The organism is Lactiplantibacillus daoliensis (assembly GCF_005405005.1).
Lineage (GTDB): Bacteria > Bacillota > Bacilli > Lactobacillales > Lactobacillaceae > Lactiplantibacillus > Lactiplantibacillus daoliensis.
Genome location: NZ_BJDH01000007.1, coordinates 1 through 18,428 on the forward strand (window position 1 = coordinate 1; position 18,428 = coordinate 18,428).

At 44.1% G+C, this 18,428-nt stretch carries 13 protein-coding genes; 1 reads left to right on the plus strand and 12 read right to left on the minus strand.

What is annotated here, in order from left to right; translation table 11 throughout:
- Positions 1-547 precede the first annotated feature (547 nt).
- The 12 genes from lysS to pth form a co-directional block, all read right to left on the minus strand.
- The gene (gene lysS, locus FFM64_RS09530) at positions 548-2,047 is read right to left on the minus strand and encodes a lysine--tRNA ligase (protein ID WP_137607789.1); all 1,500 of its coding nucleotides are present in this window, start codon (positions 2,045-2,047) and stop codon (positions 548-550) included.
- Positions 2,048-2,152: 105 nt separating this feature from the next.
- A complete protein-coding gene (dusB, locus tag FFM64_RS09535; protein ID WP_137607817.1) occupies positions 2,153-3,172 on the minus strand; it encodes a tRNA dihydrouridine synthase DusB in 1,020 nt (339 codons plus the stop codon).
- A complete protein-coding gene (gene hslO / locus FFM64_RS09540; RefSeq protein WP_137607790.1) occupies positions 3,165-4,052 on the minus strand; it encodes an Hsp33 family molecular chaperone HslO in 888 nt (295 codons plus the stop codon). Before hslO ends, dusB begins: the two co-directional genes overlap by 8 nt.
- A 92-nt stretch (positions 4,053-4,144) precedes the next feature.
- Positions 4,145-6,322, minus strand: a complete 2,178-nt coding sequence (ftsH, locus tag FFM64_RS09545; protein WP_137607791.1) for an ATP-dependent zinc metalloprotease FtsH — start codon at positions 6,320-6,322, stop codon at positions 4,145-4,147.
- A gap of 96 nt (positions 6,323-6,418) precedes the next feature.
- A complete protein-coding gene (hpt, locus tag FFM64_RS09550; RefSeq protein WP_137607792.1) occupies positions 6,419-6,961 on the minus strand; it encodes a hypoxanthine phosphoribosyltransferase in 543 nt (180 codons plus the stop codon).
- Positions 6,958-8,334, minus strand: coding sequence for a tRNA lysidine(34) synthetase TilS (gene tilS / locus FFM64_RS09555; RefSeq protein ID WP_137607793.1), 1,377 nt, complete (start codon positions 8,332-8,334; stop codon positions 6,958-6,960). Before tilS ends, hpt begins: the two co-directional genes overlap by 4 nt.
- Positions 8,335-9,041: 707 nt before the next feature.
- Complete coding sequence (locus tag FFM64_RS09560; protein WP_137607794.1) at positions 9,042-9,587, minus strand: S1 domain-containing RNA-binding protein; 546 nt, start codon at positions 9,585-9,587, stop codon at positions 9,042-9,044.
- A gap of 124 nt (positions 9,588-9,711) precedes the next feature.
- On the minus strand, positions 9,712-10,110 hold the full coding sequence (locus FFM64_RS09565; RefSeq protein ID WP_137607795.1) for an FtsB family cell division protein: 399 nt from the start codon (positions 10,108-10,110) through the stop codon (positions 9,712-9,714).
- Positions 10,111-10,223: 113 nt separating this feature from the next.
- On the minus strand, positions 10,224-10,505 hold the full coding sequence (locus tag FFM64_RS09570; protein WP_171000377.1) for an RNA-binding S4 domain-containing protein: 282 nt from the start codon (positions 10,503-10,505) through the stop codon (positions 10,224-10,226).
- Between the two features lie 9 nt (positions 10,506-10,514).
- Complete coding sequence (locus FFM64_RS09575) at positions 10,515-12,113, minus strand: polysaccharide biosynthesis protein (RefSeq protein WP_137607797.1); 1,599 nt, start codon at positions 12,111-12,113, stop codon at positions 10,515-10,517.
- A 19-nt stretch (positions 12,114-12,132) separates the two neighbouring features.
- Complete coding sequence (mfd, locus tag FFM64_RS09580; protein ID WP_137607798.1) at positions 12,133-15,663, minus strand: transcription-repair coupling factor; 3,531 nt, start codon at positions 15,661-15,663, stop codon at positions 12,133-12,135.
- Positions 15,664-15,681: 18 nt separating this feature from the next.
- On the minus strand, positions 15,682-16,239 hold the full coding sequence (gene pth / locus FFM64_RS09585) for an aminoacyl-tRNA hydrolase (protein ID WP_137607799.1): 558 nt from the start codon (positions 16,237-16,239) through the stop codon (positions 15,682-15,684).
- A gap of 1,175 nt (positions 16,240-17,414) precedes the next feature.
- Between pth and FFM64_RS09590 the strand changes: the two genes are divergently transcribed.
- Positions 17,415-18,377, plus strand: a complete 963-nt coding sequence (locus tag FFM64_RS09590; protein WP_137607800.1) for an L-lactate dehydrogenase — start codon at positions 17,415-17,417, stop codon at positions 18,375-18,377.
- The last annotated feature ends 51 nt before the right edge of the window (positions 18,378-18,428 follow it).

Below are 18,428 nucleotides of genomic sequence, written 5' to 3' on the forward strand. Positions count from 1 at the left end.
TGCTAACAATCTCGAAGATTGCTAGACCCTACACATTTGATTTGTCGAAACTTTGTTCAGTTTTCAAAGGTCTAATTCGTTGGTTGATTACCTCAACGCAACTTAATCATCATACCAAGTTGATAACAACTTGTCAACAACTTTTTATAAATGATTTTCGATTGAAGGCTTGCGGCTAACCGCTTTGTGCGCCTCAACAACGTATACTAATTTACCAATTATCCAGGCAGATTGCAAGCCTTAAATTGCAAAAAGAACCAGTCAATATTGTCATGTCTACATTGGCATTTTATTAATGTACGGAAATAACCTTTTTTCGCTAATAATTCCGACGATAATAATCGGGTTTTAGTTTTATTAAAGCCACAACCATGGATAATACCATTCATCAATCAAAACAATGTTCGTTTTAAAATTTATCAACTTTTTTCAAAAAAGTTGCTTTAAGCGACAATAATCAACTATAAACACTCGCGAGCCGCCTAAAACTGCAGTAAAAAACCGATTTGAAATTAGTTGCCTAATCTCAAATCGGTTTTTAAATTGTTTATTTATCTTCTTCTGGACGCATCGTTGGGAATAACAAAACGTCACGAATCGAATCAGCATCAGTCATTAACATAACTAAGCGATCAATCCCGATACCAAGTCCACCAGTTGGCGGCATCCCATATTCCAAAGCTTCAACGAAGTCTTCATCAATATGTTCCGCTTCATCATTACCAGCAGTCCGTTCAGCCGCTTGGGCCTCAAACCGTTGCCGTTGATCAATTGGATCGTTCAATTCACTGAAGGCATTCGCATATTCATTCCCAAGGATGAATAATTCAAAGCGGTCAGTAAAGCGAGGGTCTTCTTCATTTTTCTTAGCTAATGGTGAGATTTCGACTGGATGACCATAAATAAAAGTCGGTTCATTCAATGTATCTTCTACAAATTCTTCAAAGAAGGCATTAATGATGTGGCCAACCTTCCAGTATGATTCATACTTAACATGATGTTCATCCGCTAGCTTCCGAGCATCTTCAAGTGACATTGGTTGCCAGAAATCAATCCCAGTCTGGGCCTTGATGGCATCAACCATGTGTACGCGTTTGAATGGCTTGTTTAAATCAACAGTTTGACCATGATAAGTGATAATACCATCATCAGTCACCGCTTTAGCAGCTGCCTTGAAGATTCCTTCAGTTTCATCCATAACATCATGGAAGTCAAAATAGGCAACATAGCTTTCTAGCATCGTAAACTCAGGGTTGTGTTCACGGTCCATCCCTTCATTCCGGAAAACACGTCCAATTTCGTAGACCTTTTCCATCCCACCGACGATTAGCCGCTTTAAATGTAATTCCAAAGCAATTCGCAAGTAAAGATCGATGTTCAAGGCATTATGATGTGTAATAAATGGTCGCGCTGACGCACCACCCGCTTGATTATGAAGCATTGGCGTTTCAACTTCGATAAAATCATCACTATCCAAATGATGACGAATAGCTGAAATGATCTTAGTCCGCTTCAAGAATCGATCAAAGCTATCCCGATTTGATATCAAATCCAAATAACGTTGACGATAGATTTGTTCAACATTTTGTAAGCCGTGGAATTTATCTGGTAATGGCCGGAGTGCCTTCGATAGGAAAGTGACATCCGTTGCCTTAATGGTCAATTCACCAGAATCGGTTTTAAAGACTTCACCAGTAATCCCTAGAAAGTCCCCAATATCAGAGCGTTTGAAAATGTGATAGACGTCTTCGCCCACAACATCCTTACGCACGTATAATTGCATCTTGCCAGAACGGTCCCAAAGGTCAGCAAAACCAACTTTCCCTTTACCACGCTTAGCCAACATCCGACCAGCAATGGTTGCAGTGACCTTTTTAGCATCCAAATCATCCTTGTCCATCTCACCGTACTTAGCAACTAAGTCTTCTGCCAAATCAGTACGTTCAAAGCGATGACCAAAGGGATCAATGCCTTCTTCACGTAATTCATCCATTTTTTCACGACGAACCTTAAGTTGGTCGTTCATCGTTTGTTCTTGTCGTGCCACTAGTGTTCCTCCATTTCCAGTTAGCCTATTTCTTAATGAAATATCGCTAAACAACTACTACATGTTAATTTTGACAATCAGTGCGTAAAAAAGCAAGTGAATTCTTCACTTTACCGGTCGACTCGCAAAATAAGTTGCCAACTGCTCACTGAAATCATCAATCAACGTCACCATTTTGCAAAGCGTCGTCGCCGACATCAACGCAACCTTCGTTCGAGTTGAACGTGGGATTCCTTTTAAATAGTATGGCACCTGTTCCCGAAATTCTTGGCAACCTTGATGTTCACCCTTTAACACCACCAGCCGTTGTAAATGTGACTTGGCAACTGCCAGTTTGTCCATTGGCGAGGGTACCGGTAATAGGTCACCAGTCGCTAAATAATGTGTCGTTTGCGTCAAAATCCAGGGATTACCTTGCACAGCACGACCCATCATGACTGCCGTTGCACCAACCTCCGTCAGCATACGTGCCGCATCTTCGGGGGTCCGCACATCACCATTACCCATCAATGGGATGGTCAAGGCATCCGCAACGCGCTTCAACGTATCCCAATCGGCAGTACCACGATACAACTGTTGTCGTGTCCGCCCATGCATCGCAATTGCCGCAGCTCCCGCACGTTCAGCAGCTAAAGCATTCTTAACGGCATATAAATGGTCTTGGTCCCAGCCAGTTCGCATCTTAACAGTAACTGGCTTACGTACAGCCGCCGTAACCGCTGCGACCATCTCATAAACTTTGTCAGGATCCAACAGCCATTTTGCCCCAGCATCCGTCTTAGTGACCTTATTCACCGGACACCCCATATTAATATCAATGATATCGGCGGCAGTCTGTTGATCGACAAATTGGGCAGCCTGAACTAGGGTTTCCTTAGTTCCGCCATAAATCTGGATGCTCATTGGGTGCTCTTTAGGATCCACAAACAACATCCGAAGGGTCTTCTGGTTCTGATACATAATCCCCTTATCGGAAATCATCTCACAAACAACTAGTCCCGCCCCAAAGTTTTTGCAAATGAGTCGAAAGGCCGCATTAGTTACTCCAGCCATTGGTGCGACGACGACTCGATTAGGAATCGTCACATCACCAATTTGCCACGAGCTACTGAGTTGCTTACGCATCGCCATGTGAACGGCTCAGAACAGCTTGTAATTCCGCTACAGAGAATTGATACTTATCACCACAAAAATGACAAACGGCTTCTGCCCCGTGATCTTCATCGATCATTGCTTGCACTTCATGCTTGGGTAATGCCATCAAAGATTCAGCAAACCGTTCCTTCGAACAGTCACACTTGAAAGCCACTGGCATCTTATCAAGCACTTTCACATCGCCATCAAACAGCAAATTCAAAATGTCTTCTGGTGTCTTACCATCTCGTAACAATTGCGACACTAATGGTAAGTCTTTCAGTTTACCTTCTAATGAACTAATCGCTTCATCCGTCGCATTTGGTAGCACTTGGACTAAGAATCCCCCAGCCACACCAATCGTATTATCTTCATTAACAAATACCGACAAGCCAACCGCTGATGGAATCTGTTCGGATTGTGCAAGATAGTAGGTAAAGTCTTCGCCTAGTTCACCTGAAACCAACGGCACTTGTCCGGTAAATGGATCACCGACACCTTGAGACTTAGTGACTGCTAAGAAACCATTGGACCCAACTGCGGCCTTAACATCAATTTTATGCTTTTCATTCAACGGTAAATGGACGTGCGGATTTTGAAGATACCCTTTAACTGTCCCCTTAGCATTACCATCAACCACGATCCCACCAACGGGACCATCACCATTAATCTTGACAGTTAGCTGTTCATCCCCCTTTAAAATGGAAGAAGCTAACAATAACGTCCCAACCAAGCTCCGACCTAACGCAGCTGACGCGGCACTCCAAGTATCATGTCGACGTTGAGCTTCAGCAACAATATCCGTCGCATTCACCGCATACGCCCGAAACATTTCGTTGCCGGCCACACTTTTAACTAAATAATCTGCCATCAATATGCTCCTATCTCTGTTTTAAACTTTCGATTAATCATAACGCATAAAAAGAGCCGAGACAAAGTCTCAGCTCTTTTCGTGATTTCTTATTAAGCTTGACTGTCAGAATCATCAGCTGATGACGCTGCACTATCGGCTTCACTTGCCGCGCTCGTTGCACTTGTGGCTGAGTCAGCTTCGCTCGTTGCGATTGAAGTTGCTTCAGAACCAGCAGCAGATTCACTTGGGAAAGTGGTTTCACTAGTTGCATCCGTATTAGTTGCTTGGGCGTCTGCTTGCTTTTCAGCTTCACGGCGTTCCAATTCACGTTTAGATTCTTCGAAGGAGGCAGCTTTTTCGCTAGGAAATTCACTGCCAGTCTTCTCAGGCATCTTCCCAGTGTTAAATAAGCTGAGAATCTGCTTTTCATCCAACGTTTCATACTTCAGCAAGGCTTCCGCGATTAACTTATGTTGTTCACGGTGTGACTGAATAATGTCGGTTGCAGTTTGGTGAGCTTCCTCGGCCAAACGACGAACTTCGTCATCAATCAATTGAGCCGTATGTTGTGAAAAGGCGCTAGCGCCCATGCCTTGTTGATAAGCAGCTTGCTGGTTGGCATTTTCTAATTCAACTGGGCCAAGTTTTTCACTCATCCCATATTGAGTAACCATCGCACGCGCAATTTGAGTTGCTTGTTCGAAGTCATTAGAAGCACCGGATGATTGTGCGTCGAAGATGACTTCTTCAGCTGCACGACCACCCATTAAACCAGCCATCTGTTCCTTGGCATCACGTTTTGACATCAACATTTGATCTTCACGTGGCAACATGATGGCGTAACCGCCAGCACGACCCCGTGGCACGATCGTAACTTTATGCACGACCCGCGCATCGTTCAAGACTAACCCAACAATCGTATGTCCAGCTTCATGGTAAGCCACGGTTTCCCGTTCATGCTTGCTGACAACCCGATCGTGTTTAGCTGGCCCGGCGATAACCCGGTCTTCCGCTTCATCCAAGTCCGACGCTTCGACTTGTTTCTTATTACGACGAGCAGCGAGTAAAGCCGCTTCGTTCAATAAGTTTTCCAAATCAGCCCCAACGAACCCAGGCGTTTGCTTAGCAATTTCTTTCAAATCAACATCCGCTGCTAAAGGCTTGTTCTTAGCATGGACTTTCAAAATGGCTTCCCGACCCTTAACGTCTGGACGACCAACTAAGATCTTCCGGTCAAAACGACCTGGACGTAGCAAGGCAGGATCCAAAACATCGGAACGGTTGGTAGCTGCCATGACGATAACACCTTCGTTACCCGTAAACCCATCCATTTCAACCAATAATTGGTTTAAGGTTTGTTCACGTTCATCATGACCGCCGCCCATACCGTTACCACGTTGCCGACCAACCGCATCAATTTCATCAATAAAGATGATTGATGGGGCATTCTTCTTGGCTTGTTCAAACAAGTCCCGAACACGACTAGCCCCGACCCCGACGAACATTTCAACGAAGTCTGAACCAGAGATTGAGAAGAATGGCACGCCCGCTTCACCAGCGACCGCCTTGGCCAATAACGTTTTACCAGTACCCGGAGGCCCCTCGAGCAAGACACCCGATGGAATCCGCGCGCCTAAGGAAACAAACTTACGCGGATCTTTCAAGAATTCGACAACTTCGACCAATTCTTGTTTTTCTTCTTCTTCACCGGCAACATCTGAGAAACGAACTTTGTTTTGCTTACTATCGGCAGGTTTTGCCTTAGTTTTACCAAAGTTCATCACACGGTTGTTCCCGCCGCCTTGACCTGATTGTCCCATCATCATATAGAATAGGAACACAAATAAGATCAATGGTGCGATATACATCAATAACGTGACCCAGATCCCGCTAGATTCTTCAGCTTTCGCCGTTAATTTAACGTTTTTCTTGGCAGCCAACTTGGAAACCTGATCCACCGTTGAGTTGTTTTCCAACATTGTGGTTGAGAAAGATGTCGTCTTACTTGACGAACTGCTAATTCCCAAGGCATTTGTTGAAGAAACTTTTTGTGCTTTCCGGTATTGACCAGTCACCTTGTAGACGCCGCCACTAGGCTGGATACTAACGTTTTTGACGTTATCCTTGTCTAATTGCGTGACAAATTCGCTATAGCGGATATTTTGGGTTTGTGAGCCGGAATTATTTCCAAAGAAGAAGTAAATAATCCCCATTAAGCTTAGAAAGATCAAAATATAAAATAAGCTATTACGAAAGAGTCCATTACGTCGATTGTTGTTGTTGTTCATATGTGCCTCCTTCATCGAAACTTTTATAACCTATTAAAAGCACGGTACTATTCTTCGATAGTCTAAATAATAGCACATTTGACTATCATTGACCAATTATTTATGCTCGTAAATTGCTGGCTTCAAAATTCCAACGTAAGGCAGGTTCCGATAGCGTTCGGCATAATCCAAACCGTAACCGACCACAAATTCATTTGGCACTTCAAATCCGATATAATCAGCCTTAATATCAACTAGTCGACCAGCTGGTTTATCCAACAAGGTACAGACTTTGACCGACTTAACGTTGCGCCGCTTCAACAGATCTACCATAAACTTCAAGGTCCGACCAGTATCAATAATGTCTTCAATCACCAAGACATCGCGACCTTCAACATCATCATCTAAATCCTTCGTTAATTGGACTTCCCCACTTGAAATGGTTTCGTTCCCGTAACTGGATAAATTAATAAAGTCTAAGTCTGCGTAAACATCCATTTCCCGGATAATATCCGTAGTAAATAAGACGGCACCCTTGAGTACACAAATAATTAATGGATTTTTATCAGCATATTCCGCTGTTAATTCCTGACCCAATTTCTGCGCAACCTGATGGATATCCTCGCGACTATAAAGTACTCGTTCAATGTCGTTGTTCATCGTTTCAGATGTACTCCTTTCAACTCCGTATGTTTTAAGGCTAAAAATACTGTTTGTGCCCTAGCAATGTTCGGATCGCGGTAACTAAACTTATGACCCACTAACCACAACACCGTTCCGTGAGCATTCACTAAGACCTGCACGGCCGTACGTTCAGACCGCGGAACCTTTTGATCAATTAAAACCCGGCGAACTAATTGTTGCCCACCGTGCTTCAACTTTAACTGATCACCAGGTTGCCACGGTCGTAAAACCAGCGGCATGTCACTATTCAGTAATGGAAACGGCTGACTAGCAACAGTTGGCGATGTCCTAAAAACACCCACTGATTGGGTCGCAGTAATTTTCTGCCATTGGTCTAAGTCTACCATAATTTTTTCACTGGGCCTTAACTTTTTGACCCTTTTTTTAACAGGTAAAACAGCAAGCATACCGGCGGCTTTCACCAATTCAAGTGTCGCCGTCAGTGGCAGACGGCTTGAAGCTGATTGTGAGTTGATGGCCCAATGATAAGTTGGCACTAGCTTGGTTTCACTAACTAACTGCCGGGTGTGCTTTTGCAGCCACGCTTGCAACACCGGTAACCGCCATTGACTGGGCAGCTTTGACAACTGTTGCAAATCCAATTGTTGCTGCACTTGAACAGTTGGTAACAAGGTCGCAACCATCTGTGCTTTAGCGCTAAGCAGCGTTGACAACTGTTGTTCATAGGTCGCAACATGACTTAAGAATTCCGGATTAACTTGCATTAATTCTGGGACGACCCGTTGTCGCAACCGATTCCGCGTTAGCGTCACATCCTGATTAGTAACGTCTTCATAGAACGTTAATTGATGTTCGGACGCGTAGTCGCGTAACTGTTGTTTTGAAAACGTCAATAACGGTCGAACTAACTGCCCCGTCTGGAAAGGGCGACTCGCTTGGATTCCTCGTAATTGTGCCAGATCACCGCCACGGGCCAGTTTCATTAAATAGGTTTCTGCCTGATCATTCGCATGATGGCCAGTTAACACCGCTGTCGCCCCAGACGTTGCCATGACCTTGGCAAAAAAATCATATCGAAACTGACGACCGGCAGCTTCAACACCATTTTGGGGATGCTGATCAGCTGACCACTCGGCTATTTTTAGGCTGATTGAGCGGGTCGCACAATAGTCTGTTAAGAATGCCGCTTCTTCGGCCGACTGTGCGCGTAAATGATGATTGACATGTGCCACCAAAATTTGAGGCCGTTGCTGTACGGGCACTCGTTGTAACAAGTCCAGTAGCACCATTGAATCCACACCGGTCGAAACAGCAACAACAATTGTCTGATCTGGTGATAATAAATTCTGTTGTGCTAAAGCCCGATTAAATCGTTGGATTAGCGTCATTGGTAGCAGCCCCCTTCATTAAATTAATTTCATTTTAAATATGATTCTACGACCGTGTGGCGTAAGACACTGAATTCAGTCACTCAATCTATTCGCTGGTCACAAATTACTTAGTCAAAACTAGTCGATGACTGCCGCTTCCGATTGTTGCTGATAACATGCGGACGAGAGACCGGTTCAAGCCTTGGAAACGTCTTGACCCTCGCCCGGAAGCTTTGCCAAACCCGTAAATTTCCCGAACCGTCCGTGGTGTAAGACCGGAAAAAAACGCCGGTCAAACGCCACCTGCACGTCCGATGCCATCAGTAACAGTCTCCAACTAATCAGTGCCCCTTTTTTGGATAAATCAGTTATTTATCTTGGCGGAGTCAGTCAAAATCGGTGTGCAGTGTCGGCGAGATTAGTCAGCGTTCTTAGTTGACTAATCTCGCGGGGCAATTCAAAGACGTGTTTCGTCGGCTTTGAATTGAGGTGCCAGACCGTCCTTTGGCTGGCACCGTCCCCCACAGCACACCGATTTTGACAGACGGAGTGCTGAACTTTGGCAAGTCTACTTTAGACGTCATGGTTACTGGTAATGTGACATTTGTGATGTTTTTAAGTCTTGCAACCTTTAGTTCTTAAACTAAAAAAACACCCGCACAGACCACAATAGTCTCGCACGGGTGCTTGAATTTAACTAAATTAAATGGCGAGTAGCTTCACACTTAGCTCCGACGACCACCACGGCCGCCACGCTTACCTTCAGTATTACGCTTCAAGGTTGCTAGGCGATCTTCACTATCCTTTAAGAAGCCAGACATCAATGAATCAAAGTCATCCTTCTTAGGCTCATGTTGCCGTGATTGGAAACGGCCACCGCCGTTACCGCCACGACTATGGAAATTGTTTGAACGATGGTTGCCACCACCATTGCTTTGGTGTTCATTATGATCAGAACGACCATGATTATTGCTTGGACGACCATTGCCACCTTGATGACTATTATGATGGTCATGTTCGTGTTCACCTTGAGGATGATCAACGGCTTTCCGAATGGACAAACCGATTTTACCATCATTGCCAACAGTTAACACTTTGACGGTCACTTCATCGCCAACACTCAAAACATCATGGATGTCTTTAACAAATCCATCGGAAACTTCACTGATGTGCACCAGCCCCGTTTGATTGTTACCCAGGTTCACGAACGCACCAAAATTAGTGATCCCAGAAACTTTACCAGTGACTTTCGTACCTACTTCAATTGCCATAAAAAAAGTTGTTCCTCCTATGAAATAATGGTTTTAGTATAGCATACTTTGTGAAATGTTGAGTTAAATTCTCACGGGTCCTATCGAAAATGGTCTACCTTCAAATAACCTTGCTAAAGATTGATTAATTAGCAGTTACATCTGACGCGTTGTCATTTGGTAAGCTATAGACCGTTTCGCCACGCTTCGTATAATCATACTTCGACCGCAATAATTTCTGGAGATAGTCCTCATTATTGAGCTGCTTGATTTGGCTATTGAGCTTGGCATTTTTTCGCTGTTCCTGTTTCAAATTAACTTGACTCGTCGCAACTTGATGATTGACTTGACTTAGGTTTGCACGCGTATTGATCAACTGACACCCAAAAAATAATAGTAACGCTCCAAAAATGGCCACGATTAAGATGAAGCGTCGCCGCCGAACTTGGCTAATTCGTTCACCATAGCCTTGCAGGTCAGACGCTTTTTGTCGCGAATAATCATTATTCAAGTGTTTAACATTATTACGTGACCCATTTGTCATGTTCTGTGCCAGTCCTTTCAAATTGTGTTGACTAAATTATAACAACTTCAACCGATGGTGTAAACGACATCATGATGATTAGACCAATGTTTATGGTCATTCTAATGAACTAATTAATCACTGAATGGCTGACGATAATCAGTCTTGTAATCTTCGCTGACAATATCATACATTAATTCAGCGTCGTTTTTCTTCGTTGTTTCCAACAATTGATTGATTTTAATCGTTAAGGTCTTATTCCCAAAACCAATAATTAATTCGTCACCGACACTCACACTACTGGAAGACTTGGCAACTTTACCATTGATTTGAATCCGACCTTTGTCGGCGATTTCCTTGGCAACTGTCCGCCGTTTGATAATACGTGAAACCTTCAAAAATTTATCTAAACGCATACTCATAATTTAGTGTTCCTTTCCTTTTAAAACTGACTTCATCACTCGCTTACCATAGGGTAAAACCAACCACTCCCGAATCGTAAACAACCGAACCGCGATGGCGCCCACGACAAACACTAAAACGCCGACAATCACACCGACTAATGTAATTAAACCCGCCATCCGCCGATCTGTGGCCAAAACGGGACCCACTAGTGCTTGGATTTCATGACTCGTCAATAAGACGGCCACCCCCATGATGCCACTGACAGAAACCAATTTAACTAAATAACCACTCTCTAATAAAACTTGTTGTAAATCTTCTGGTGAGCCAACCCACATGATTGCAAACATCACACCTAAACTGGCCACCGTCGTTAAACTAGCCCCGTTGATGCCAAAGTGGACGACCATTAAATAATTAAGACCAACCTTAGTCACTAAGCCCGCGATAATCCCAACGATCATCGCCGTATACTGATCCAAACTCTGTAGGACACTAGTATACGTTGTGATCAATGCTGCAAAGAGAATACTAAAAACGTAAACTCGTAACGCGGTTGTGCCTTCCATCGAACCAAATAGCAGCCGGTTAATTTGTGGCATTAAAGCGACTAGTCCAACCGTCGCCGCCATCGATAAGGCCAAACTAACATGCACCATGGCCCGGGTATGACGTTTAAACTCAATCACTTGTCGTTTGGCTAACGCATTGGTCAAAGCTGGTAATAGCGTTGCGGAAAATGAGGTTGCGACCACTAGTCCTAGTTGGACTAACGGTTGGCCACGGTCATAGACCCCTTTGATCGATTTGGCGATTTCAATTGGTAAGCCTTGCCGTACCAGCCCGCGCATAACTGAAAATGAATCGACTAACTGTAACAAGATGACCACCGCTGCCACGAGACATAACGTGCCACCTTCAACAATGAAACGATGCGCTAATTTGCGATAGCTCGGTAACGGATGGGTCGCAACCGGTGCTGGCGCCAATAAATGATGTAACCCAAAGCTCACAAAAATCAACGACGAGCAGACGGCCGCAATTGGGGCTGAGCTCATGGCCCAAGCACCCATGTGGTAATCGTCCCACCCGCGATTAAGACTGAAATAAGCGGCCATGATAATCACACCGACTCGTACCGTTTGTTCGATTAACTGCGAAACGGCGGTTGGCCCCATCAAGAAATTACCTTGATAATATCCCCGACCGGTCGCTAGCCATGGCATAAACACAAACATCCAGGCAACGGCGCCAATAATAGGTGCTAATTTAATATCGCCCATCCGCAAGGCAATCCAGTTGGCACCCAACTGAAGCACCAAAAAGATGATTAACGACAACACACTTAGAATGTGAAATGCTCGTCGCGTGACTAATGACTTGCTGGTCTCATCTGGCTGTTCCGCAACTAGTTTAGAAATAAACGTTGGAAAACCGTTCAATGCAAAAGTCATGCCAATCCCGTAAATGGGATAAATCTGCTGATAAACGTAAAAGCCGGTATTGCCCACCATATTTTGAAATGGAATCCGGTAGACCGCACTTAAAATCTTCGCCACTAACGACGAAATTGAAAGTATCAAAGCCCCCCGAAACATGGTGTTCAGGTGATCTTTTGGCATAACAATTCCCTTCTACCGATTACTTACTCGGTGTCGCCGTTTCGGCTGGTGCCAAGACGGCGCCCAACTGTTGTACGAATAACGTCAGCTGTTCTAACCAAGCTGACTCGGACATTTTCGGCTGAATCACTAATTTAACCTTCATTTTATCATCATCAATACCAACTGTCGCTCGTAATTTCGTTTTTGCCAATGCCTTAAAGATATCTTTAGTATCTAGCTTGGCGGTCCCCTGCTTCGACAAGGTCAAATGGAGATCACTGTCTAAACGTTGAATTTTCTCAATTAAGGCTTCATCCGCTAAGAGTTTTAGCTTACCAACCGCCAATAAACCAGCAACTTCGGCCGGATAATCCCCGAAACGGTCAATTAAATCAGCTTGAACTTCCAAGAACTGATCATTATTTTCCAACTGGCGAATCCGCTTGTAGATTTCAATTTTTTGACGTTCATCTTCAATATAGGTGGTTGGTAAATAAGCTTCAATACCCAACTCAATCGTGGCATCTGTTTTGACTTTTGCTTGCTTACCACGTTTCTTAGCCACAGCTTCAGATAACATTTGCGTATATAAATCGTACCCAACTGAATCAATAAAACCGTGTTGTTGTTTACCCAATAAGTTCCCAGCACCACGAATGGATAGATCGCGCATCGCAATCTTGAAACCAGAACCCAATTCAGTAAAGTCCTTAATCGCTTGCAGCCGTTTTTCACCGACTTCGGTCAACACTTTATTTTGTTGATACGTGAAGTATGAATAAGCGACACGACTACTACGACCAATTCGACCTCGTAATTGATACAGCTGCGATAGGCCCATATGATCCGCATTTTCAACAAATAACGTGTTCACATTTGGAATATCGACCCCGGTTTCAATAATCGTCGTCGTCACCAAGACATCATACTCACCACGAATAAAGTCGTATAAAATACCTTCTAATTGTGACTCTGGCATTTGCCCATCAATATGCGCAACCGCGGCATCAGGAACCAAGTCCTTAATCTGCGCCACAACTTTTTCAATATCATGCACGCGATTATGCAGATAGAAGACCTGCCCATTCCGTTGCATCTCACGCTCAATACCTTCTTTAACGACCCCGAAATTCTGTTCCATGACATAGGTCTGAATCGGATAACGGTTAGTTGGTGGCGTTTCGATGACTGATAAATCCCGGACACCCAACATCGACATGTGTAACGTTCTTGGAATTGGTGTGGCGGTCAAAGTTAAGACGTCCACGCTGGCTTTCATTTCCTTTAGCCGTTCCTTATGCTTCACACCAAATCGTTGTTCTTCATCGATGATTAGCAGACCGAGATCCGCAAATTTCACATCTTTGGATAACAAGCGGTGGGTCCCAACGACAATATCAATATCGCCATCCGCCAGCTGTTTAACAGTCTCCTTCATTTCCTTGCCAGTCCGGAAACGCGACAACATCCCAACATTCACCGGATAACCTTCAAACCGATTGAGCATCGTTTCGTAATGTTGTTGTGCCAAAATCGTGGTCGGCACTAAAAAAGCGACCTGCTTACCAGCTTCAATGGCTTTAAACGCAGCTCGTAAAGCCACTTCCGTTTTCCCATAACCGACATCACCAACCAGCAACCGATCCATTGGTTTCGGCCGTTCCATATCATGCTTAATTTCGTCAATACTCCGCAACTGATCCGGTGTTTCAGGATATGGGAATTCATTGTCAAAATCATGCTGATAGCTGTCGTCCGGTGGAAATGGGAAGCCTTTCTCTGCTTCACGTTGCGCGTATAGCTCAACCAGTTCATCCGCAATATCTTCAATCTTAGCGGCAACTTTTCGTTTAGCCTTCGTCCATTCAGTCCCGCCCAATTTGTTAATGTGTGGCGTCTTAGACTCTGAAGAAACGTACTTTTGAACCAGATTTAACTGGGTCACTGGAATGAAAATCTTCGCATTATTTTGGTAAGCAATGGTGATGTAATCTTGATGGACACCGTCGACTTCCATCGTCTGCATACCCACATATTTCCCAATCCCATGGTTCACATGGACGACAAAGTCCCCTGGTTTGAGGTCAGTATAACTTTTCAGCCGTTCCGCATTCGCTAAGGTCTGCCGGCGCGGTCGCTTTTTAGCAACTTTCTTGAACATTTCCTGTTCGGTCACAATGACTAAATGTCCATCTGGAAATTCAAACCCATTTTGCAAAGTGCCTTGAACAATTTGAACGGCTCCCGGTTGCAGATTCTCCGCTTTCGTCATGATGGCTTCGATCTCGAAGTCATCCAGCGTATTGCTAACCTTGGTTAACCGTTCAGCTTCCGACACCATCAAAACAACAGTCTGTTTCAGTTTATGCCAGCGATCTAGTTCCGTTTTCAAAGCTGGTAATTGGCCAAAAAATTCTTGCATTGGTCGTGTTCGCACCGCTGTAATCTGTGCGAGCCGCACGTTACCAATTCCTTTTTGAAAAAGCGAAACGAGGATCTGGGCATGGTCGTCGGCCTTCAACAGGTCCCGCATATCATTCCCGTAGTTGGCAGTCGATAAAACTTTATGATGCGCTAACTGATCCGTAATCCAATCAGCTTCTCCTTGAAGTAACTGTTGTTCACTATCTAAGATGCGTGAGTATTCATCAAAAATCACCACGCCATCCGCTTGCACGTAATCAAAAATACTCGTTTTACTACTATAGAAATATTCACCGTATAACAGTAAATCGTTCCCAATGAGCCCTTTTTGCATATCAGCTAATGGCTGAGCTAAATTATCGGCCAACGTTTGTCGATCCGGTGCCTTAAGCTTTTTAGACTCAGCTGCCATCGCCTTCGTCAATCGTTCGGCCCCAGCAGTCATCATCGCCTGTGTCAAAATGAAATCCGTGGCTGGCAAAACAGTAAACGTCTCAAGATTATCGACCGACCGTTGGGTTTCCGGATCAAAATACTTCAAGGTATCGATTTCCGTATCAAACAGATCTAATCGAATTGGATAATCTGCATCTAACGGATAAATATCGACAATTGACCCCCGAACCGCAAAGTCACCCGGACGAGCTACTAATTTTTCTTTGATATAGCCCATATCGTGTAACTGAACTTGTAATTTTTCTAAATCAACATCATTGCCAACGGTTAACGGCAAGCGGGCGGCTTTAAACTGGTCAACTGGCGGCAAAAAGCGCCGGGCACCAGAAACCGACGTCACCACAATCGCTGGTTGATCACTGAGTAATGCGTTCAGCGCTTGCACCCGTTGTGAGCGATACTCTGGGGAACTCGTCGCAATTTCTGACGCGACCATTTCTTCGGCCGGAAACAAAAAGACTTGATCTTCAGCTAACAAACCGCTTAAATCATCGACCATTTGGCTCGCATGAAAGAGATTATCCGTCACAATCAATAAGGAATGCTTGAGTTGGCGGAATAAGGCACTCACATAAACGGTGCGGGCTGAGCCGTTTAACCCCGTAATTAACTGACGACTTGCCGGGCTAATGCCGGCTAAGATCGTCTGAAAATCTGGCGTTTGTTCAACAATCGCTTCAATATCCATAGCGACTTTTTCCTCCTATCAGTTATATTGATTCATCAAGGCAGCAAAATCGTCAGTCGCGATCCAAGCTTCGATGGCCGCCACCGCGGTTATTTTTGCATCATTAAAAAGTGGCAACTGTGCCGGTGTGAACTTGCCCAAGACATAATCGACAACACTCATCTTTTGAGGATGTTCAATGCCCACTTTGACCCGCTTAAACTGCTGATCACCAACGTGGGCGATGATACTCTTAATCCCATTATGACCACCAGCGGACCCTTTCTGTTTTAAACGCACTTTGCCCAATGGCAGATCCAGATCATCATGAACCACCAATAGATCGGCCGGTTCAATATTGTAATACGCCATCAAAGGCCCAACCGCACGACCGGACTCATTCATATAAGTCGATGGCTTTACAATCAAAAGCTTTTCACCATCTACAAAGGCAGTCGCCACTTCGGCTTCAAATTTACTTGTTTTAAAGTCCGCATTTAACTTAGCGGCAATTTCATCAACAACCATGAACCCAACATTATGTCGTGTCTGCGCATACTTTTGTCCAATATTTCCTAATCCAACAATCATTTTCATTTTAAGTGATAACTCCCATAGTCTCGTTGACATGCAAAACAGGCCGAACCAGAGTCAAACTGATTCGGCAGCATTACTTGCACGATTAATTAACGTTTTTAGTTTTAGATGTGACAATAACTTTCCGCTCCGATTGGTCTGACTGACGCTGGAGCGTGGAAATCACATTTTTAGTTCAACCAGTATACCACAAACCGGCCTGCAATGCCTATTTGAAGCGCCTGTTGGTATGCGGTTTGTGGACTAGCAGATTGCGCTTAATTGCCGCCTACCGGTCGGGTCGTTTAGGGCTGGACCTCACGGCTATGTTACCTGAACTATTTTGAAGCTGGAATAAAACACTAAATATTGATAGCACAACTAAAAGTTGCAATTTGCGGAAAATGGACTTTATAAAAAAGCATCTGGTTGAAGTGAGCCCTCTTTGTTGGACACAAATTTATGCTGCCCGTTGGATGACGATTTCCCGATAACCATTTTTATCACGTTTGATTGGTGGAATCACGCCAATTAAATTTGAGACACCTTTTCGATTCATGGACACTTACTTGCTTCATTAATTGATGTATTCATCATAAACCCTGCACTTAACTCCCTAGCAAGAAAAAGAGTCATTTTTTACGCTTAGATAGAACAGGGCTTTATTTACTAACCGTGAAACTTCGACTTTGAAATTACGATTAAGCCGCAGAAATCACTTTATCTGCGCTCAGAATTGATAAAGCACACAAAAATTTACTTTTGTTCTTACTAGCTTCAGAGTGGTTACACAACAAGAAGTTATGACACTGATGGTTTAAACATTCCAAACAATTGAACAGCTAGTATAGCCGTGAGGTCGCGCTCATTTAGGGCTCAGTGGTGAAATTTTACTTAGCAGGCGGTGGGCTTCTGGCTAGTTAGTAAAAGGCTGGCTTTCGAGACCGCTTTTTGGCTCGAAAACAGCCCACCACGTTCTAGCCCTAAATGAACGCGACCGGTAGGCGGCAAACTACTCACTATCTAACAGTTCTCATCAAACACAAATTGCGTCCAATAAAATGCACGTTTCAAGCCTTGGTAAGCTTAATGATACTTCCATTAAAAGCACAGCCGTTTTAGCGACTTAACAGGGATAGTCATGGTATACTCAAATCGTTGAAAAACAAATTTTCGTTATGAGAGGATGACTTATTTTGTCAAGCATGCCAAATCATCAAAAAGTTGTGTTAGTTGGAGACGGCGCCGTTGGTTCTAGTTACGCTTTCGCCATGGCACAACAAGGAATTGCTGAAGAATTTGTAATTGTCGATGTTGTTAAAGATCGGACTAAGGGTGATGCCCTAGATCTTGAAGACGCCCAAGCTTTCACCGCTCCCAAAAAGATTTACTCAGGCGAATATGCTGATTGCAAAGACGCCGACTTAGTTGTGATTACTGCTGGTGCACCTCAAAAACCAGGCGAATCACGTTTAGACTTAGTAAATAAGAACTTAAACATTTTATCTTCAATTGTTAAACCAGTCGTTGACTCTGGCTTTAACGGCATTTTCTTAGTTGCCGCTAACCCAGTCGACATTTTAACTTATGCTACTTGGAAGTTCTCAGGTTTTCCAAAGGAACGTGTGATTGGTTCCGGAACTTCCCTCGATTCATCTCGGTTACGTGTGGCGCTTGGTAAGCAATTTAACGTGGACCCTCGTTCCGTTGATGCTTATATCATGGGTGAACATGGTGACTCTGAATTTGCCGCTTACTCAACTGCGACGATCGGGACACGCCCAGTTAAGGACATCGCCAAGGAACAAGGCGTTTCTGACGAAGACTTAGCTAAACTTGAAGATGGCGTTCGTAACAAAGCTTACGACATCATCAACTTAAAGGGTGCAACTTTCTACGGTATCGGGACAGCGTTAATGCGCATCTCCAAAGCAATCTTGCGGGATGAAAATGCTGTCTTACCAGTTGGCGCTTATATGGACGGTCAATATGGCTTGAACGATATCTACATCGGAACACCAGCCGTTATTGGTGCTAGTGGTTTGAAGCAAATCATTGAATCACCACTTTCAGCTGATGAATTACAAAAGATGCAAGACTCTGCCGCAACCTTGAAAAAGGTGCTTAACGACGGCTTAGCTGCCCTAGAAAACAAATAAACTTGCTTAAATGATTGCGAGCACTTACTGGTAACTACTGGTAAGTGCTTT